14 protein-coding genes are annotated in these 18872 nt (G+C 44.9%); 2 read left to right on the top strand and 12 right to left on the bottom strand.

Annotation, left to right across the window (positions count from 1 at the left end; all coding sequences use genetic code 11):
- Window positions 1–102: 102 nt before the first annotated feature.
- Window positions 103–555 (bottom strand): DUF2059 domain-containing protein, encoded by a 453-nt coding sequence (locus VRU48_RS11350; RefSeq protein ID WP_330108041.1) that lies wholly within the window; start codon window positions 553–555, stop codon window positions 103–105.
- A gap of 177 nt (window positions 556–732) precedes the next feature.
- Between VRU48_RS11350 and VRU48_RS11345 the strand changes: the two genes are divergently transcribed.
- Window positions 733–975 (top strand): hypothetical protein, encoded by a 243-nt coding sequence (locus VRU48_RS11345; RefSeq protein ID WP_330108040.1) that lies wholly within the window; start codon window positions 733–735, stop codon window positions 973–975.
- 90 nt (window positions 976–1065) lie between these two features.
- Here VRU48_RS11345 and VRU48_RS11340 read toward each other — a convergent pair whose 3' ends face one another.
- The 4 genes from VRU48_RS11340 to VRU48_RS11325 all read right to left on the bottom strand — a co-directional run bounded on the left by VRU48_RS11340 (window position 1066) and on the right by VRU48_RS11325 (window position 4265).
- A complete protein-coding gene (locus tag VRU48_RS11340) occupies window positions 1066–1692 on the bottom strand; it encodes a chloramphenicol acetyltransferase (protein ID WP_330108039.1) in 627 nt (208 codons plus the stop codon).
- Window positions 1689–2381, bottom strand: a complete 693-nt coding sequence (locus VRU48_RS11335; RefSeq protein ID WP_330108038.1) for an HAD family hydrolase — start codon at window positions 2379–2381, stop codon at window positions 1689–1691. Before VRU48_RS11335 ends, VRU48_RS11340 begins: the two co-directional genes overlap by 4 nt.
- Window positions 2382–2491: 110 nt before the next feature.
- Window positions 2492–3223, bottom strand: a complete 732-nt coding sequence (locus VRU48_RS11330) for a LytR/AlgR family response regulator transcription factor (protein WP_330108037.1) — start codon at window positions 3221–3223, stop codon at window positions 2492–2494.
- On the bottom strand, window positions 3216–4265 hold the full coding sequence (locus VRU48_RS11325; RefSeq protein WP_330108036.1) for a sensor histidine kinase: 1050 nt from the start codon (window positions 4263–4265) through the stop codon (window positions 3216–3218). The genes VRU48_RS11330 and VRU48_RS11325 overlap by 8 nt, the downstream gene beginning before the upstream one ends.
- A 202-nt stretch (window positions 4266–4467) precedes the next feature.
- On the opposite strand from VRU48_RS11325, the gene VRU48_RS11320 reads away from it, so the two are divergent.
- Complete coding sequence (locus tag VRU48_RS11320) at window positions 4468–6846, top strand: outer membrane beta-barrel family protein (RefSeq protein WP_330108035.1); 2379 nt, start codon at window positions 4468–4470, stop codon at window positions 6844–6846.
- A gap of 227 nt (window positions 6847–7073) precedes the next feature.
- On the opposite strand, the gene VRU48_RS11315 is transcribed toward VRU48_RS11320, so the two are convergent.
- The 7 genes from VRU48_RS11315 to VRU48_RS11285 form a co-directional block, all read right to left on the bottom strand.
- On the bottom strand, window positions 7074–8837 hold the full coding sequence (locus tag VRU48_RS11315) for an NHL repeat-containing protein (RefSeq protein ID WP_330108034.1): 1764 nt from the start codon (window positions 8835–8837) through the stop codon (window positions 7074–7076).
- A gap of 5 nt (window positions 8838–8842) precedes the next feature.
- Window positions 8843–11662 carry a M16 family metallopeptidase gene (locus tag VRU48_RS11310; RefSeq protein ID WP_330108033.1) on the bottom strand — a complete coding sequence of 940 codons (2820 nt, stop codon included), beginning with the start codon at window positions 11660–11662 and terminating at the stop codon, window positions 8843–8845.
- A gap of 10 nt (window positions 11663–11672) precedes the next feature.
- The gene (locus VRU48_RS11305; RefSeq protein WP_330108032.1) at window positions 11673–12140 is read right to left on the bottom strand and encodes a hypothetical protein; all 468 of its coding nucleotides are present in this window, start codon (window positions 12138–12140) and stop codon (window positions 11673–11675) included.
- A gap of 2 nt (window positions 12141–12142) precedes the next feature.
- Window positions 12143–13600, bottom strand: coding sequence for a RagB/SusD family nutrient uptake outer membrane protein (locus VRU48_RS11300; protein WP_330108031.1), 1458 nt, complete (start codon window positions 13598–13600; stop codon window positions 12143–12145).
- 17 nt (window positions 13601–13617) lie between these two features.
- Window positions 13618–16806, bottom strand: coding sequence for a SusC/RagA family TonB-linked outer membrane protein (locus tag VRU48_RS11295; RefSeq protein WP_330108030.1), 3189 nt, complete (start codon window positions 16804–16806; stop codon window positions 13618–13620).
- Window positions 16807–17041: 235 nt separating this feature from the next.
- Window positions 17042–18193 (bottom strand): FecR family protein, encoded by a 1152-nt coding sequence (locus VRU48_RS11290; protein WP_330108029.1) that lies wholly within the window; start codon window positions 18191–18193, stop codon window positions 17042–17044.
- Window positions 18194–18261: 68 nt separating this feature from the next.
- Window positions 18262–18810, bottom strand: a complete 549-nt coding sequence (locus tag VRU48_RS11285) for an RNA polymerase sigma-70 factor (protein WP_330108028.1) — start codon at window positions 18808–18810, stop codon at window positions 18262–18264.
- Window positions 18811–18872: the final 62 nt, after the last annotated feature.

The following is an 18872-nucleotide window of genomic DNA, read 5'->3' as shown; positions in this document are numbered from 1 at the left end:
AGCTAAGCCAATCGCCTTTAAGTTTGGCCAACATCAAATAAGCCAGGCATAGGGCAAGATTACAATAGCTTAGCTTCCTTAAAAAACCTTCCATCCATTAAATCAGTTGTACTTTTCTTTGATTTTATCGACTACGCGCTGTCCAACTTTCATGCCCCATTCTCTGCCGGCCTCCATCGAACCACTGAGGATAAGCGGTGTTTTTTCTGCGAATTTTTTGCCGGCAGGCGATTCGTAGAAAGCCGAAATCTGCTTCAGGTCGTCAATGCTGAGGTGCTTTTGGTAAATAGGCAGCAAGAGGTCTAACAGTTCAGACATCGATGTCTTTTTCAGTTCGGTTTCCATTTCAGTCCAAAATTCGGCAGGGATATCAGATTGTTGTTGCTTGAGCGTGCCGATCATCTGGTCGATGGCTACCTTAAAGCTGGCTTCGGAGCCAGACAATGTCAATAATTTCTGCAGTTCTGTTTTGTAGGGTGTTGTAGTGCTTGTGCCTTGGGCAAAACAAGTGGAGCCAGCCAAGCTTAAAAAGGCGATAATCAAGAATTTTTTCATCTGTTTTTTAGGTTTATCCGAGTGCCAATATAGCAATAAAGCAACCATTAGCAGGCGCGATTTGAAATTTATCGGCTCTTGGGTTTCGCTAGTGTTAAGCGTGTATTAAATTAATGTTAAGCATTGTTAACAATATCATAATTTGCCCTTTTAAGGAGTCATCCTTAGCTTTACAGCATGAATTACCCTGTATTTATATTTCACGAATTGGTATTTAGATTTGCGGAAGTTAATAAGAAGATCGGTAGGTATCTATCTAATTCTATTCAAGACAACGAATGCTTGATCAGGACTTCTGCAGGACAAATCAAGATTTCTCTGGGCCTGCTGGAAAAGCAATACCTAAATCCAAAATCGATTTCGCAAGAAGAGGTGTTAAGCCTGGCGGATGGTTTTGAGCTGGATTATCAAACTGCTTAATTCGTCCTGTCGATCTGCTTAAGGCAAGCTGTTTTAATGGCCTGAGCCTTTTTGTGCTTTTATCAAGCCGGTTTAAGGTTAGTGTTTAGGCTATTGAGCATTCATCAATTCCTGAAATTTCTCGACAAAAAGGTTCACATGATAGCCGTCCATTAAGGCATGGTTAACATGGATGGACACCGGCATTGTTTTTTTGCCATCTACTACTGTCATTTTGCCAAAGGAAATCTTTGGGCAGCTGTCTTTGAAAGAAAAGCTTCGTGCATGCGATAGCGAAGTAAATTTGAGCCATGGCATCGCCGAAATGTGGATCACGTTGGCACCAGAACCTGCAAGAACCAAACCTGTGGTGTTTTGAACGCGTTCGATTTCTTTTTTTGCTCCAGCCTGGAATGCTTCAAAGCCTGGTGCATAGTCGATGTAGGAAAAGCCAAAAGTGCCATCGGGCCGATTGATGACCGCCGAAGCATGCACCGCATCGTAGCTATAAATCTGGTCGTCTTCTATCCTGAGCCTGAAATTTTCGATGGCGTTTGTCGCTGTTAAAGCCTGATGCAGGTAATACAGAAAAAAGCCGATACCTTCTTTTTTGCATTTGTCGTAGGCCATGGTACAGTCAATATCAACCACTACGCCAAAAAATGGTTCTTCGAAATGGTTAAAAAAATTAAAATGGTCTTTTCTGGACCAGTTTTCTAAATCGAACAGTTGCTTCATGGCTTGAGTAGGCTTAAAATATCGGTAATGGTTTCGGCAGTGGCAAAGTTTTCGTGTTCTACGTTGTTTTCAATGGTTTCGTGCTCCCAGGTAATGTGGTAGGGCACATGTACGGCATGGCCACCAAGTTGCAGCACCGGCAGAATATCAGATTTGAGCGAATTGCCGATCATCAGAAAATCCTGGGGCTGGCAATCGAGGTGTTTCAAGAGCTTGAGGTAGTCTTTTTCTTTTTTGTCGCTCATGATTTCGATGTGGTGGAAATATTTCTCCAAACCCGATTTCTGCAGTTTTCTTTCTTGGTCCAACAAATCGCCTTTGGTGGCTACCACCAAGCGGTAATCGCCTTTTAGGTTTTGCAACACTTCTTCTACACCCGGTAGCAACTCTACCGGTTTGTTCAGCAGTTCTTTGCCAAATTCGATGGCTTTGTTAACCACGGCCATGCTGGCGGTATTTTCGGTTACCACGGCAATGGTTTCAATCATGGAAAGCATAAAGCCCTTAATGCCATAGCCATATAGCGACAGGTTTCTGATTTCTACCTTGAACAGTTCTGAAGCCGTGCTGTGCATGGGCAGGTAATCTTGCAACAGGGCGCAAAATTTGTCTTCGGCTTCTCTAAAATAAGGCTCGTTAACCCAAAGGGTATCGTCGGCATCAAATGCGATGACTTGGATGTTTTTCATTGTTATTGGTGCTTTTTAGCGCGGTAAATTTAGAGATTTCAGTTTGCAATTGACAATTTTCGGTTTGCAGTTTTCAATTTTCGGCTTAACCGCAAAAGCGAGCCAAAAAACTATCGCGAAAGCTTCAGTTTTTCCAATAAACGGTCTTTATGCGTGTCGCTTACCGGAATAAGCTGGTTGTTGATGGCTACGCGGCCACGTTCGATGAAGCTGATCTTATCGAGCGAAATGACATAGGATTTGTGGATGCGCATAAACTGCTCGGCAGGCAACTGGTCTTCCAGCGATTTCATGCTTTGCAAGGTCAGCAGTTGTTCGGTTGGGGTATGGATAACCACATAGTCGCGGGCACCTTCAAGGTAATAAATATCGTTCAGCGCTACTTTGACCAATCGGTAATCGGTTTTGACAAAAATAAACTGATTGACCGGTGGCGCTACATTCGCGGCCAAATTTGGACTAGCCAAGGCATTGAAACGTTCCTGCGCTTTTTCTATAGCCAGCCAAAAACGCTCGAAAGTAATGGGTTTGAGCAGGTAGTCGACCACATGATGGTCGTAGCTTTCGAGGGCATATTCGCTGTAAGCCGTAGTAACAATAACCATGCTCTTTTTTTGGAGGATTTTCATGAACTGCATGCCCGAAAGCTCTGGCATCTGCATGTCTAAAAAAACGAGGTCTACGGTTCCGTCTTTGGCCAAAGCGAGTGCGGTTAAAGGATCTGAGGTTGCGCTCAACAACTTTAAGCCGGGCGTTTTGGCAATGTAGTCGCTCAGTAAGGCCAAGGCTAGAGGCTCATCGTCAACTACCAAACAATTAATCGTTTTATCCAAATTATTCATGTAGTTTCATCTGTAGCACTATGGTATATTGGGTAGGCGAATCGGCAATGTGCAAAGTTTGATGGCTTGCATAGATTAGGTCCAGTCGTTTTTTTACATTCTCCAGGCCAATGCCACCGGTTTCGTCTTTGTTAAAGTTACCTTTTTTGTTGCTGACCTTAAAATTAAGCGCCTGGCCTGCCAGTTCCAACTCGATTTGCAAAGGCATTGCTGTATCTCTCAGGTCGCCGTGTTTAAAGGCATTTTCAACAAACGGAATGAGGGTTAGCGGAGCTATTTTTAAGGTACAGTCTGCAGGAATATTGATCTTTACCTGATAGGCAGGCTTAAAATCATAGCGCATCAGTTGCAGGTCGATGAAATTGCGAAGGTATTGCACTTCCTTAAGCAGGGGCACCCATTCTTCTTTTTCGTAAAGCATGTAGCGCAACAGTTCGGAAAGCTTGCTGATGGAACCCAAAGCCTTGTCGGAGCCCTGATAAACCAGCGTATACACATTGTTTAGGCTGTTGAACAGGAAATGTGGATTAATTTGCGATCGCAAAAAAGAAAGTTCCGACTGCCGGTTCTGTAGCAAAAGCTCGTGCTGTTTTTTCTGGTTATAAGTAGAGAGCTGGATAAAGAAAAAAACAATGCCAAAAAGACTGTAATAGATGGTGAAGTAAATGTTATCGATAAAATAGCGGATGGGCGCGCGCATATCTGCACTATAATTATGCTTTCCGGTAATTGAAAAATAGACTACTTCCTGCAAAAAATAGCGTATACAGATCATCAGCGGTATGGCGATGCAGATGTAGAATGCAATGGCAAGTACTTTTTTATGACGTTGGTAGAAAAAGACATAAAAGGTGCTATAACTGATGAGCGTGCAGCAAAGCCAAGTAAAGAAATAAAACGGATAACTGATAAACCTCCTGCCAAATATAAATTCCAGTATCGGGGTTTTGTTGGTGATGTAATTGCCTATTGCCCAGGTAATTTCCTGGAAGTTGTAGAAAAGGAAAAAGCCTAAACAAAGCCAGAGCCATTTGTATTTCATGTTTAAAGGTAAGCGCTTTGCCTCGATGTTTGATGCCTAAATCTGTGATTGCCGTGTTTTCGTCTGCAAATGTGCCCTTTGCATCTGCAAAAACTTTGTCGTTAAAATGTCGGCTTTTGCAGAGCAGAACTGCCCAATGGAGGATTTGATGCCTTTTTGCTGGTACTGCCCACTATTTTAGGGCAACCAATCAAACAAACAAATGAAACAACTTTTATTGGCCTTATGGCTTTTTCCCAGCATGCTGTGGGCACAACAGGGAATTTTAACAGGAAGAATTACCGGAAAGGATAATTTGCCACTACAAGGGGCATCGATTAATCTCTACGCCACAATCGGCGACAAATCTTTGCAACATACGTTAACTGATGAAAAGGGAAAGTTCAAGTTGCAGTTGCCCGCTGTGGAAAGCTACATTGTGGTATCGCATGTAGGTTATGTAGCGTATCGGAGCAAGATTTCGGCTGATGCCGAATTGAACATCCAATTACAGGAAGAAACCCAGTTGTTGCAAACAGTGGCCATACAAGGCAACAGACCTTTTGTAGAACAGCAGTTTGACCGTACGGTAGTAAACGTAGATGGCAACCTAAAAGCCGGAAGCAATGCCATTGATATCCTCAAGAAATTGCCTGGCGTGGTCCTCCTCAACGAAACGGAACTCAAACTTGAGGGCAAAAGCGTAGAGATTATGCTCGATGGCCGTTTAACAAGGCTTGGTGGGCAGGAGCTTATTCAGCTGTTATCAACTACCAGTCCGGCCAACATCAGCAAAATAGAGCTCATTCCCATGCCATCGGCCAAGTACGATGCACAAGGCGGTGGGGCAATCATCAACATCAAAACCTTAAAGCGCGAAAAACCTGGCTACGACTTGGTATTGGGCTTGACCGCCAGCCATGGCTGGAAATACTGGAATGGCAACAGTGCGCTGTTTGGCTTTAATGTGAGGCAAAAAAACGATTTCTTCTATGGCAGCTACAGCTATTCGTTCGGCAAGCAATCGCAACAGATAGACCGCAATACTTACCTTAATGAAATTGGTACAGCACTGCGCGACAAGGAAGTGTATCGGACGCCATGGTTTGGCCATAATTTGAGGTTGGGCTGGGATCATTTCCTCAATAAGAACGATGTAATAGGCATATTGATTACCGCCAATAATGGAGAGTACAATCCTGAACTGACCACCGAAACACGCATACAGCGATTGAATAGCAACATTGTTGATTCGTTGCGGCTGAACAATGCCGATAACAACCGCCTGAACAAGGGCATCAACTTTAACCTGAACTATAAAAAACTGTTGGATTCGACCAAAAGACAGGAGCTGAGCATGGACTTAGATTTAGGTTTGTTTAAATTGAACACCGATAATCATTTAGATCTTCTGCTACAGTTGCCCAACGGACAAGCCCTGACACCCAATCAGCTCTTTTTGCAGGATGGCCAAACTTTGTCTGGCATCTATAGCTATAAAGTCGATTACAGTCGGCAACTCTATAAAGGCAATTTAGAGTTAGGCCTAAAGGCAAGCTATGTGAATTTGGACAACGAATTCAATTCCCTATATCGCACTGGGGCTGGCCCTTTTGCCGATTTGGGCAGCAATGACTTCCGTTACCGCGAAACCTTGCTGGCAGCTTATGCCAGTACCCGACAAACCTGGGGCAAGTTTACGGCGCGGGTGGGCCTGCGTGCCGAGCAGACTTTTACCAATGGCCACTCGCTTACCTTGGATAGTTTGGTGCAAAGAAGCTATATCAACCTGTTTCCTAATGTGATTTTGGCTTATAAGCTTGGCCAGCAAAATCTTTCGCTTTCGTATGCGCGTCGTATCGGCAGACCCAGCTACAGCTATCTCAACCCCTTTGCCATTTACCGGAATGCCTATTCGGTTTCGCGGGGCAATCCTTATTTGAATCCTTCGTTTTCGGATCAATTCAGGCTAGGGCTTAACCTAAAAAACGGACTTTCGTTTGCCCTTTCGTACAGTTATGTCAACAATGTAATCAAAGACCTGCAGCTGGTTGATAACCAAACCAAGATTACCACCAACCTGAAGGCCAATTTGCATACCAACAACAACGCTGCGCTGTATGTAACCTATGCCAGTCAGTTTTTTAAGGTTTGGGATTTCAATGTAAGCATGGGTTCTTCTTTAAACAGTTACCAGTTTGCTTATCAAAATCAAACGGTAGAGGTTAAGCAATGGGCAGGAACGGCCAATATGAACAGCCATTTTAAACTGTCTAACCAATGGTATGCCGATTTGGATTTTTACGGAAGTACCAGGGTTACTTATGGCAACCAGGTTAACCTGCCTTTTTATACGGTGGGTGCTGGAATTGGCAAGAGCTTGTGGAAAGACAAAGCTACCTTGGCACTAAGCGCCAACGATATCTTTTTTAGTTCGATCCAAAAAGGCGTAGCCAATTATGGAAACTACCAAAGCGATTATTCGAGCCGTTACGATAGCCGAAGCTTTAGGCTGAGTTTTAATTATCGTTTTGGCAATTCGAAAGTAGAGGTGCGCAAACGGAACTCGGGTTCGGCCGAAGAACAGGGGAGGAATCAGTAACAAGTTTTTAGTCTAAAGTCTAAAGTCCAATTTGCGGTTTTCAGTTTGCGGTTAAGGATTAAGCAACTCTTTTTTAGCCCGTCATTCGTTCTTAGGTGTCTTAGGTGGTGAAATGAAACCATTTTGACGTACTCGCGTATTCCTCACTTTCGCTGTACCTAAAAAGTAAAAAACCCATCCGAAATATTTCGAGATGGGTTTTAACCAGATAGCTACTAACCTATTTACTATTTGGCATATTTGTAAACAACTGTTCCGTTGTCGCTGGCAATGCTGGCTACAATGTAAACGGTTCCATCGCCAGCAATCTGCATGTCGAATTCGTTTACTTTCTCGCTGATTACCTTTCTGTCGGTATTCCAGTTGTTGGTATTTTTGTTAAATGTTTTGACCATAACCGATGAGGCATTGGCATAGGCAAAATATAAGGTTCCATCGGCATCTACGGCCAAGGCAAATTTGTCTTTTTCGCTACCGCTAGATACCGGATTGCCCAATTCTTGCCAAACGTTGGCGGTTTTGTTATATTTCATGATGTGGTTGATCCTGCCAGCTGATGGCGCCGCCTGGTAAGCCAAATAGGCCTCGCCATTCTTATCTACAGCCACGCTAACCACTTGAAAGCCGACCAGTAAATCGGGTGCGGTGAACGAGGTTGGCCCTACAGCCGACCAAACGTTGTTTTCGTATTTGTAAAGCGAAGGCTTATTTACCCCTGTGCCTCTATCCATAATGCCCACATAGATTTTGCCGTCTAAGCCCCTGATGATTTGGTCATAGAAAACAACGATGCCCCCAGGTGGCGTAATCGAATTCCATGTCGATCCATTAAAGCCAGCTACGTACAAGCCCCTTGCCGGGATACCGCTATTATCCGTTCCGTTTTTGGCCATCGAAACAATTGGCATGTCGTCTTTGGCAATAGCAAGCGAAAAGTAATCTGTTTTTACTGCAGAGAAGCGACTAGCACCTACTACAGACCATGCGGTGCCATTGTACTTAAGCACTGTAGATTTATTTTCGCTGTTCATGTAATCTTTATAGCCCACATAAAGCGTTCCTTCGCTGTTAAATGCGATGCCTGCGACATCAGCCCTTTGCTCTGAAATGCCGGTGGCGTTGCCTAGATTTGCCCAAGCGGTGCCATTGTAGCCCATAACGGCTACCTTTTTATTCTCATTTGCAATGGTCGCTCCGCTTTCGTCTTTTCCTGAACGCGTGTAAACGAAGAATGGATTGTTAGTAAATGGATTGATTGCCATTTTAATACCGGTTGCAGTTACCTGTCCAGTTAGCTTATCGGCAAATAACTCCCACTGGCGACCCAAGAAATACGTAGAAACGGTAAAGTTGATAGGCGTAGGAAAGTTGGCATCGCTAAACTGATAAATTACCGGAGCCGTAAAATCATTGACTGTTTTTTTGCTTTCCTGTACCACGGCTCCAACTTTTAAGGTGGCACCAGTTGTGGTTTCGAAACGGGCCACCAGCGTAGTCAGGTTTACAGTTTCGGGCAAGCCCACTTCAATAGTCATACCCTTAATTACGCCCATATAATTTTGGGCCAAACTCGGGTTGTCTTCCGTGTAAAAGCCAAAAGACTTAATGGCCGATTTTTTGGTTATGCGAACGCTATAGTTGCGTGTGCTTTTGTCTTCCGCTTTTACGGTATAGGTAATTGGCTGGGTAAAATCGTTGGCACTTACGCCGTTTTCCTGTACAACCTTGCCCACTTGTACAATGGTACGGGCATTATCTAAAGAAAAGCTTGCCTTGAGGTTGGTTACATCAACTTCTATGGGCAATTCTACCACGATTTCGGCATCAGAAATGGTACCCACATATTGTTTTTCGACACCTAATGCATCTTTAACCAAGAATTTAAAAGAGGTAAATCCCTTGTTGTACATTACAGGGTCTTTTTTACAAGCCCCTGCCAGGCCAACGATTGCAAATAGGAGCAACCAGGTGATTTGCTTTATATTTTTCATGTCTGTTAATTTAGTTTCTTAAAGTTTTCCGGCATCAATACGGCTTTGATACCCGGGGTTTCTATCAAATATTTTTTGGCATAGGCCGATACCATGGCCGGCGTAATGCTGTTGATCATTTTTTCGTAGTCGTTAAAGAAGCTATAATCTTTAAAACCGAAATAGAATTGGTTTCTTAGCGACGAGCTCCAGAACAGGTTTTTGCCTGCCTGTTTTTTATAGCTATCGAGCTGCTGTACCTTGATGTTGGCCAAATCGCTTAAAAAGTAATTCGGATCGTCGGCTACCTTTTTAACTTCCAGCTGTGCCTGTTTAATCAGGAAATCGGCCGATTCTGGTGCACAGCTAAACGAAATGCGCGATCGGATCAGCGGTGATGGAATGCTGGTTGAAGAAATGGAAACGCCAACGCCATAAACACCCGAGTTCTCTTCGCGTAGGTTGAGGCGTAATTTTACCTTAAGCACTTCCTGCAATAGTGTTTGCACCAAAATTTCTGGGTAATCGTAGTTTACCTTGTTGCTTTGGTAAAACAGGTTGACGGTGCTTTTTGGCGCTTTGCCCGCATACACCAAAATGTCTTTGGCGCTATCGCCACCAACAGGACCTTTGTATTCGAATTTTTTGTTATAATCGCCTGCCGGAAGACCACCAATATACTGCTCGATCAAAGGTTTGATGCTGTCGAGGTTAAAGCCACCCACAATGACAAACTGAAAATCTTTGGCCGAACCAAAACGGCTTTTAAAAATTGGCAGAATGTCTTTAAAGCGCAGCTCTTTGTTAATGCGCTCCGCAGAAACATCCGAAGCATAATCATCATCGCCCTTCAACAACTCGGCAATGGCTTTGTTGTAATCGTAAGTAGGCGAGAGCTTGTTGTTGTCGAGCCTTTCGATGGTTTGGCGCTTGGCCTGCTCAAAAGTCAGCGAATCGGCATTTGGATATACCCATTTCAGGTACATGAGCTGAAACATGGTTTTGGCATCCTTCCAATCGGCACTGCTTACTACGCCTTCGCGGGTAGTCGATAAAATCAGCGTTGAAGAAGCGGTATTGCCTGCCAAGAACTCGGTCAGTGCCCTTCTGCTAAATTCGCCTGCACCACTCAAGCCGGTAACCGGTTTTACAAATTGCGAAGTCACAAATTGTGTCGAATCCAAGGCATAGATACCACCTGCCCTAAAGCCCGAAAGCGAAATGTAGTTTTTCTTCTCGTCGGTGGTTTTAAGATATACCATTGTTCCGTTTGATAAGGTCCACTTGGTTACGCCAATGGCTTCGATCTTTTCTTCCTTAACCACTTTGCCTGCTTTGGGCTCTTGGGCCAACAGGGTTTTCGGAATGGTAATGCTGTCTTTCCAAGGCGCTACCTTTTCATTGGCGGCTTTGGCCAACATGGCTTTTAGCTGGGCTACCGTTGGCAGGTTTTTGGCGTCTTTTTCGGGTGCAGTTAACAAAACCACGGTGTTGCCTTTTTGGCTAACGCTCTTTAAGAAACTGATGATGGCCAGCGAGTCGATTTGTGGCGCATATTTCAGGGCCAAGCGGTTTCTTTCGGCTTTGGCCAACATGGTGGTGCCGTTATAAAAAACATCGTGGATTTCATTTACATAAGTTTCCGATTCCGTTTTGTCTTCGGTTGCCATGGCGCGTTTAATGCTGACGATGTATTCGTCCCTCATCTTCATCACTTCGTCGGCGGTAAAGCCATAACGTGTAATTCTTTGGGCTTCGGTTAGGTATTTGGCGATACCCTCGTTAATCTGATCGTGGAATAGCGAAACGCCACCAGATACGATGCCGTTTTTCAAGACCAGGTTGCTTACCGAAAAGCTGCCTTCCTTAAAGTCGTTTTGCAATTGCGAAATCCTGCTGAAACGGTTTTTGGCCAAGGCATTAAAGAACGACCTGATCAATTGGTTCTTGTAGTCGGCTTCGGTTTGAATGCCTTTAAACGAAGCTATTTTGTTGAAAAAGCTCAAATCAATCGAAGAAGCCTCTTTGTCGGTAATGATCGAAAAAAGCGTGTCTTTGTGCGCCGGAAGTTCATAGTATAACCTCGGGGCCTTGCTTTTGGCTTGGTACTGACTAAACTCGTTTTTGATATAGCTTTCTACCTTTTTAGGGTCGATATCGGTTACTATGGCAATCGACATCAAATCCGGACGGTACCATTTTTCATAAAAATCGACAATGCGCTGGCGTGGAAAGGTTTTCAAGATGTCGACCTTGCCAATAGGCAGGCGCTCGGCATAGCGCGATTTGTTGAACAAAACAGGCAGGTATTGCTCGCGTAAGCGGTTGTCGGCGCCCTGTTTGCTGCGCCATTCTTCAATCACTACGCCGCGTTCCTTGTCAATTTCGTTCTTGTCGAAAGTAACGCCAAAGGCCCAATCGCCCATAATGTCTATCGATTTTTCCAGGTTCTTTTCGTCGGCGGTATTGATGCTGATTTTGTACACCGTTTCATCAAAACTGGTATGCGCATTCAAATCGGCGCCAAATTTTACGCCTTTCGACTCCAAAAATTCGATCACATCATTTTTCGAATAGTGCTTGGTGCCGTTAAAGGCCATGTGCTCTATAAAATGGGCCAATCCCTGCTGGTCGTTCTCCTCTTGCAGCGAACCGGCATTTACAAAAAGCCTGAGCACCGAATTGCCTTTGGCCTTGTCGTTTTTGTAGATATAGTAGGTAAAGCCGTTGGGCAGTTTTCCGGTAACGAGGTTCGGATTTTGCTTGAGGGGCTGTGCATATACAGCGCCCGTTACAAAAAGCAGCAATAGGCTTAGTAATCCTTTAAAATTCATTTGCTTCGTCATCTGTTCTTTCTTATTTTTTAGTGATTACCAATTGTCTTTGTAACTGGTCCGGACCCGGAAGGCCCATGGTATAGTTTTTAGTATTGCTGATTAACTTGATAATGATACGGTTGTCTTTGGTAGGATCTACCGGCGATTCTTTCCATTGAATGGCAATTGGGCGCTCAAAAATCCCCTGTGGGAAAGTAAGCTTGTTGCCTTTGGTAACGAAGTCGAAATCGCGGCCTTCCAGCAAGCCGTTGCCCACAGTAACTTCATAGGTCACATCTATAGGCTCGAACTGAAGTTCGGCACTGAGGTAAACATTGTAGTTAACCAGGTCTTTGCGGTTAGAAAGTACTTCAACCGAGCTCTGGTTGTTTACCATAATGTGAAAAAACGGATGGTTGTATGGCGTTGTTTCTTTTTTGCAAGCCGAAATCAGCATTAAAAATACCAAAGAGAGCATTGCGGCAAGGTATGTTGTTTTTCTTTTCATGACTAGTTGGTATAGGCAGGGTTTTGGATGATTGATTTATTGGCGTCTATTTCCTTGGCAGGGATAGGTAAAACGTACCTGCTGTTAGGGTAGATGAAGCCGCAGGTGTTAGCATTACAATCTGCGCTTCGTTGCAGGTTTTCCTTGCGGCGGGCCAAGTCGAAGAAGCGGTGGTTTTCAAAGCAAAGTTCCCTGCTACGCTCGTTGGCAATCTGTTTGTACAAATCGTCGTTCGAGCTGTAGGCAATGGTAATGGTACGGCTAGGGTGCGCCCTTTGCGAAATGATGCGCAGGTCTTCGGCGGCTTCGGTATAGCGTTGCAGGTTCCATTTGGCTTCGGCGCGGTTCAGGTAAACCTCCGATAGCCTGATTACCTGGATCACTTGTGGCGTAATCGAAGTCACGGTGCCATCGCCATATTTTTTGGTGAGCGATTTGCCGGCATTATCTCCCGAAAGCGGAATGGTAAACATTTTGGTCAGCCTGATATCGTCGCTGTCGAAGAAATTGGTCAGCTTGGCCGCTGTGCTGTATTGGGCACCAGCCGCATCCGAATAAACGGTGTAGATGCTCGAACCGTTAGACGTAAGGCCTTTGTTGCTGAGCAGAAAAATGCTCTCGAGCTTGGTGGTGGCATTATCGGCTGGGTAGGTGTTAAATACCGACAAGTATTCGCTGTTGCTGGCCAGTTTGTAGTTGACATCGTTAATCGCCAGGTTGGCATAGTTGATGCATTGTTCCCAATCGCCTTTGTACAGGTATACCCTCGATAGCAGCGCCAGTGCCGCTTGGTAACTCATCGCCGCCTGTGTGGTATGGTTGGCATATTGTTGCAATAGAGGAAGGGCATTGCTCAGGTCGGTAATGATCTGTGCGTAGGTTTCCTTCATGGTTTTGCGTGCCACAGCCTCGCCCGGATTTGGGGTTTTAAGCACTACTGGAATGCCTAAATGAGAGGCATCTGTGGTATAGTTGTAAGGCTGTGCATAAACAAGGCTCAGGTTCAGGTGGCACAGGGCTCTTAAAGCCAAGCTTTGGCCGTAAATCGAATCGAGTGTTTTGGTTTGCGATGGAAATTTAGACTTCAATTCGGGAATGGCATTGATGATGTTGTTGATGTTGTTGATGGCACCATAACCATTGAGCCAAATATCGCCTACAGCCAAGGCATCATCGCTGGCTGCGCTCTGAAAATTGAACTGTGGCAACAGCACATTGGCCTTGTTACCACGGATCACATTGTCTGAAGCGATATCGGCATACAGGCCAAACGAGGTTTTGTAATAGGAAAGCATCAGATTGTAGACCCCGCTCATGGCTTTGTTGGCGCCTTCTACGGTTTCGAACAAGGTGATTTTTCCGGTTTTTCCGATAGGCTCTTTCTCCAGAAACTTTTTGCAGGAAGCAAAAGCGATACAGGCTATAGCCAATAGGGTTAAAATATAGGTGTTTCTTTTCATTTCAGTATCTTAAAATCTTATAAGCCAACGGTTAAGCCAAATGACAGGGTCAAAGGCTGCGGGTAGGCGTTAAATGAATTTTTGTAATCGTTTCTGTTCGATGGCGTTGAGTAAGGCGTCCAAAAACCTACGTTGTCTGCCTGGAAATAAACATTGGCCCTTTGCAACTTGATTTTGTTGATCCATTTTTTAGGAAGACCATAATTCAAGCTGATGTTTTGCAGGCGTAAACTTGTTTTCTTGTGCAGGAAACGGGTAGAGTTACGACCGTTGTTCGCGTTTTCGTACAATACAGATTTTGGAATATTGCTCAGGTCGCCTGGTTCTCTCCAACGATCAAGCAGGTTGGTCGATTGGTTGTCGTCGGCTAAATTTCTACCATCCGATTCAGCATCGCGCTGCAGGTCGCTAAAGGCATAGCCACCCACATTGTAGATAATCAGTGCCGAAAGCGTAAAATCCTTGTATTGGAAATGGTTGGTCATACCGCCATAAAAATCAGGCGTGCTTGAGCCTATAATTACACGATTGTTCAGGTCGAAAACCTTGGTAATGTTGCCGTTCCTGTCGTACCAAAGCGGACCGCCGTCGCGCGGGTCAACGCCGGCCCAACGGATCAGGTAAAATGCATTGGCATCTTGGCCTTCGCGCCTCATGGTGATGTCGAGCACTTTGTCGTTGCCGTTGTAAAGCTTTAAGATCTTATTGTTGTTGTGCGCAATGTTGAAAGAAGTAGTCCACTGGAAGTTGTCTTTAATAATGTTTTGGGTATTCAGGGTCAATTCCACGCCACTGTTTCTCACCGAGCCCACGTTTTGCAAAATCCGGGTAAAACCAGTGGTACGGGTTACATCAACGGCATCTAATATGCCCTTGGTGGTGTTGCGGTAAAATTCGATCTCCATCGAAATACGCTTGAACAAGCCCAGACTCAAACCACCATTAATAAGATAGGTGGTTTCCCACGAAAGTACCGGGTTTTCGCCCGAAGTCATGATGGCACCTTCCTGTCCATTATAGCCGGTGGTATTGGTAAAGCTGTAAATCCCTTTCGATTTGTAGGCTCCAATCCTCGAGTTACCATTGGTACCGTAACTGATTTTAAGCTTGGCGAAATCGATAGGCTTGATGTGCCAGAATTTTTCGTTGCTGATGGTATACGAAGCACCCACCGAGTTGAAAGTTGCCCATTTCACGTCAGAACCGAAGTCGGAGTTGGCATCCCTGCGGAAACTGCCCAAAACGCTATACCGATCGGCAAAGGTGTACCTTAACTGCCCGTAGTATGATACGCCTGTTTTTTCGGCTCCCGAAGGTAGCGAAGTGGTTCGGGTGGCATAATCTACGTTTCTAACCTGGTCGTCAGGAAAGCCATAGCCGGTAACAGAGAAGGAGTTGCGATCTTCGCTTCTGGCCTCGGCACCCAATAGGGCCGAAAGCGCGTGACGGTTAAAACGCTTTTCGAAATTGAGGCGTTGTTGACTGTCCCAGTTAAAGTTTTTGCTTCTGCCTCTGTAGGCCATGCCTTCGCCACGTTCGCTAAAGGTGTACATCGAACCATAGATGTTTTCCCTGGTTTTGCTGTAATCGATGCCGTTGGTGCTGGTAAAAGTAAGCCAAGGCAAAATTCTGGCCGTACCGCCGATGTTGCCGGTTACCGCTACGGTACGTTGCCTGTCGTCGTTCAGTTTGGCTTCGGCATAGGTGTTGTAAGGCTTCAGCACAAAAGAGCCATCCGGATTATAAATGCCGTCAATCGGTCTGTTTACAAAATAGGTATCGCCCGGCGAAAACAGGTTGTTGACGTTGTAAGAAGCGCCTATCCTTAAGAAAAGGTCGATTGATTTATTCACTTTCTGGTCGATATTGGCCCTGGTCGAAAATCTTTGCGTTTCGTTGGCAATCATGATCGGCTTTTCGTTGAAATAGCCTGCCGAAACATAGTATCTGGTTTTTTGGGTACCTCCAGATACCGAAAGATCGTGCTGCATGTTAACCCCGTTGCGGAAAAAGGTATTGTACCAATCGATACCACCGGTGCCCAAATCAGGCATTTTGTTCGGATCTAAAGCCGTATTGTTTAAATAAGACTCGCGGTATAGTTCGCGGTATTGATCGGCATTCAACACGTGAAAACGGTTGTTGGTCAATACATTGATGCCCGTTCTGAAGCTATAATCGATGGCCAATTTGCCCGATTTTCCCTTTTTGGTAGTGATAAGGATTACTCCATTAGAACCATTTGCACCATAAATTGAAGTAGCGGTGGCATCTTTAAGCACCACAATCGACTCGATATCGTTCGGATTGAGGAAAGTTAAAGGGCTGATGCTGGTCTGCGTACCCGGAATCATGTTGGTTTCGTCGCCGGTATTGTAAGGGATACCGTCAATAACCCAAAGCGGATCATTCGAAGCGCTAAACGAAGCCTCGCCACGAATACGGCTTTGGAACCTTGGGCGTGCACTGCTTAGCGCTGCGCCTTGCTGCTCGTATTGAAAACCGGCTACTAGACCTTCTAATAAGGCGTCTATCCGGTTTGAAGGCTTGCGGATCAGGTCTTTGCTGGTTACCTGAGCGGCACTGCCAATCTGGTTTTCCTTTTTCTCGGAAGTGCCATAAGCGGTAATGATAACCTCCTGCAGGTCGCTGGCCGTTTGCAGCAATACCACATCAATTGCAGTTTGGCTGTTTACCGGAACTTCCCTGGTGCCATAGCCAATTAGCGTGACCACTAAAATGGCATCGGCAGGCGCCTTGATGGTATAATTGCCATCGGCATCGGCAACCACAGCCTTTTTGGTGCCTTTAATGGCGATTACAGCGCCAGGCAGAGGCATATTGGGCGTTCCTGGGGCTTCTTTTGATCGGATCACACCCTTAACGGTGATGTCGTCGCGCTGCGCTAAAGGTTTAGCCTCGGTAATGATTACCGTTTTGTCGATAATGCGATAATCGAGGGCCTTACCAGCGGTCATCTGTTTCAGGGCATTTTCAAGCGTAGCTTCTTTGAGCTCGAGGCTTACCGTACCAGATTTTTTTAATACGGCCGCATCGTACAAAAAGGAGAAACCACTTTGCTTTTTAATATCGGTGCATACGCTTTCTATGCCTGCATTGCGTACAGACAGGGTTATTTTTTGGGCAAAGCTCGAGGCGTGTACGCCCAAACAACCAGCGATCAACAAGAAAATAGTTAACTTCATAACTAATAGTGTGGTTCTATTCAATAGTTTATACTTTCTCGGATACTTGCCGAGAAGGAAATGTTTCATATTTTTGTTTGTGTAGTTTTTAAATCGGTTTATTTCAATAATTTGTCGAAAGAACAAACACAAGTTGGGCCGGGAACATGGCAGTGTCCCCGGCTTTTTTGTGCCTCATCTGTAATAGTTTGTTGTTTGTGTTTTATGGCATAGTGTTGTTAAATGGTTTATTGGGTTAAAAATTTACAGTTACAGTTCGGTCTTTAAGGTCAAATTTGGCACCGCTCACCGCGTTTAGCATTTGCAGTACCTGGTTGAGGGTCGCTTCCCTGCGGATATCGCCGCTATACTTTTTGGTGCCTGGAGTGCCTTGGTATTCTATTTTAACATCGTACCAGCGGGCAATCTGGTCCAATATTTCGGTAATGCCGTCTTCGTGGAAATAGAACATGCCTTCTTTCCAGGCTATCGACTTATAAGTATCTACTTTGTGTACGTTCAGCATGCCGTTGGCCACATTGGCTTCGTCGCCAGGCTTAAGGATGCTCTGGTCTTTTTCCGTCCTGATTTTGATGGCACCTTCCAATAAGGTTGTTTTGGTGGCTTCTTCGCTATAGGCCGAAATGTTAAAGTGCGTGCCGAGTACTTCTACCTCGGTTTTGTTGAATTTGACCACAAATGGCAGGTCTTGGTTGTGGGCCACTTCGAAGTAAGCCTCTCCGTCGAGTTCTACACGCCTGTCGCCTTTGTTAAAATTGTTCGAAAACCTAAGGGTAGAGGCCGAATTGAGAAATACTTTGGTGCCATCGGGCAGTATCATCTTGTACTCGCCAGCCTTTGGCGTTTTTAATTGGTTATAGCCGTTTTTTTGTCGGCCGGTATTTTTTACCCATAAAAAGCCCTCTTTGGTGGCGATATTGGCATCGGTTTCCTTGGCTATTTTGCCATTTAAGACTGTTGATGAGCCGTCGGCGGAGATAAACTGGGCTTTCAGACCTCCAGGTTTGATGTCGTAGGCATCGGCTTGTAAAGCTAACACAGGCATTTTCGCCCTTTGGCTAGTGGTATATTGATACAACCCAATTCCCGCTACCAGCAGCAGGATAGCGGCGGCGCTGTAACTGATGATTTTGATCCAGTTCAGCTTTGGCGATGGCTTCAAGTTCAGCTTGTTGGAAAGAATCGCCCAATCTTTGTCGGTATCTATCGTATTGAAATAGTTGAGTTCTTCTTGTACGCTCGGGGTATCGCGAAACGATTCCAAAAGCGTTATATTTTTAGGGTCGCTGGCTAGCCAAAGTTCAAAATCCTTGCTTTCTTGTTCAGAAAGTTCGTTTTTTAAGAACTTGGTTATCAGTTTGGCAATGAGTTCGGGGGCTTTTTGCATTTTCATATTCTTAGGTAAGAAACCTGAAAAGCAAAAAAGGGTGAAAAGAAAATGAACTTTTTTCGAAATTATTTGTTTTGGGCCAAGAAAATCAGCACCAAAGCCAAGAAATCAGGGTTTACACGCATTTTGATCAGCTCGAGGCCCCGTTTTTTCTGGGTTTTCACCGTGTTGATGCTGATGCCCAGTTCGGCGGCAATCTGTGGATTTTTCAATCCTTCCAAATAGCCCATGCGGAAAATGAGCTGGCAGTTTTTGGGAAGCATGGTAATGGCTTTGTGTAATTCGGCAATTACTTCAGAGCGGATCATCGAGTTGAGGCCAATGGCTTCTTCAAACGGATCTGCTTCCTGATTATTCAAATAACCGTTTTCTAGCTTTAGCCTGCGCAGCTTGTTTAAACAGGCATTTCTAACCGAAGCATAAAGAAAGGAGCTTGTGGCGTTGGGCTCTACCTGCAAACTTTCCTTGCTGTCCCAAAAAGTGGCAAAGGTTTCTTGTACAATATCTTTAGACGCGTCCTCGTCTTTCAGAAACTGGAAGGCAAAGTGGCATAGCTTTGCATAGTTGTTCCTAAACAATTCTTCGAACGAGTTGATATGTATACTTCTTGACAAGTTTGGTTTATTGGTGTTGAACATCAAAAATAAGCTTTGTGGAGGAGCAAAGCAAGTGTTAA

This window comes from Pedobacter albus (assembly GCF_036324255.1).
Taxonomy (GTDB): domain Bacteria; phylum Bacteroidota; class Bacteroidia; order Sphingobacteriales; family Sphingobacteriaceae; genus Pedobacter; species Pedobacter albus.
Note: the sequence above shows the minus strand (reverse complement) of the source record. Positions and strands in the feature narration are given on the sequence as shown.

Excerpts from the sequence above, each read along its gene's own strand:
- VRU48_RS11345 (WP_330108040.1), top strand. The coding sequence starts at position 733 with ATGAATTACCCTGTATTTATATTTCACGAATTGGTATTTAGATTTGCG.
- VRU48_RS11310 (WP_330108033.1), bottom strand. The coding sequence starts at position 11,662 with ATGACGAAGCAAATGAATTTTAAAGGATTACTAAGCCTATTGCTGCTT.
- VRU48_RS11300 (WP_330108031.1), bottom strand. The coding sequence starts at position 13,600 with ATGAAAAGAAACACCTATATTTTAACCCTATTGGCTATAGCCTGTATC.
- VRU48_RS11320 (WP_330108035.1), top strand. The coding sequence starts at position 4,468 with ATGAAACAACTTTTATTGGCCTTATGGCTTTTTCCCAGCATGCTGTGG.
- VRU48_RS11350 (WP_330108041.1), bottom strand. The coding sequence starts at position 555 with ATGAAAAAATTCTTGATTATCGCCTTTTTAAGCTTGGCTGGCTCCACT.
- VRU48_RS11325 (WP_330108036.1), bottom strand. The coding sequence starts at position 4,265 with ATGAAATACAAATGGCTCTGGCTTTGTTTAGGCTTTTTCCTTTTCTAC.
- VRU48_RS11290 (WP_330108029.1), bottom strand. The coding sequence starts at position 18,193 with ATGCAAAAAGCCCCCGAACTCATTGCCAAACTGATAACCAAGTTCTTA.
- VRU48_RS11340 (WP_330108039.1), bottom strand. The coding sequence starts at position 1,692 with ATGAAGCAACTGTTCGATTTAGAAAACTGGTCCAGAAAAGACCATTTT.
- VRU48_RS11315 (WP_330108034.1), bottom strand. The coding sequence starts at position 8,837 with ATGAAAAATATAAAGCAAATCACCTGGTTGCTCCTATTTGCAATCGTT.
- VRU48_RS11295 (WP_330108030.1), bottom strand. The coding sequence starts at position 16,806 with ATGAAGTTAACTATTTTCTTGTTGATCGCTGGTTGTTTGGGCGTACAC.
- VRU48_RS11330 (WP_330108037.1), bottom strand. The coding sequence starts at position 3,223 with ATGAATAATTTGGATAAAACGATTAATTGTTTGGTAGTTGACGATGAG.
- VRU48_RS11305 (WP_330108032.1), bottom strand. The coding sequence starts at position 12,140 with ATGAAAAGAAAAACAACATACCTTGCCGCAATGCTCTCTTTGGTATTT.
- VRU48_RS11335 (WP_330108038.1), bottom strand. The coding sequence starts at position 2,381 with ATGAAAAACATCCAAGTCATCGCATTTGATGCCGACGATACCCTTTGG.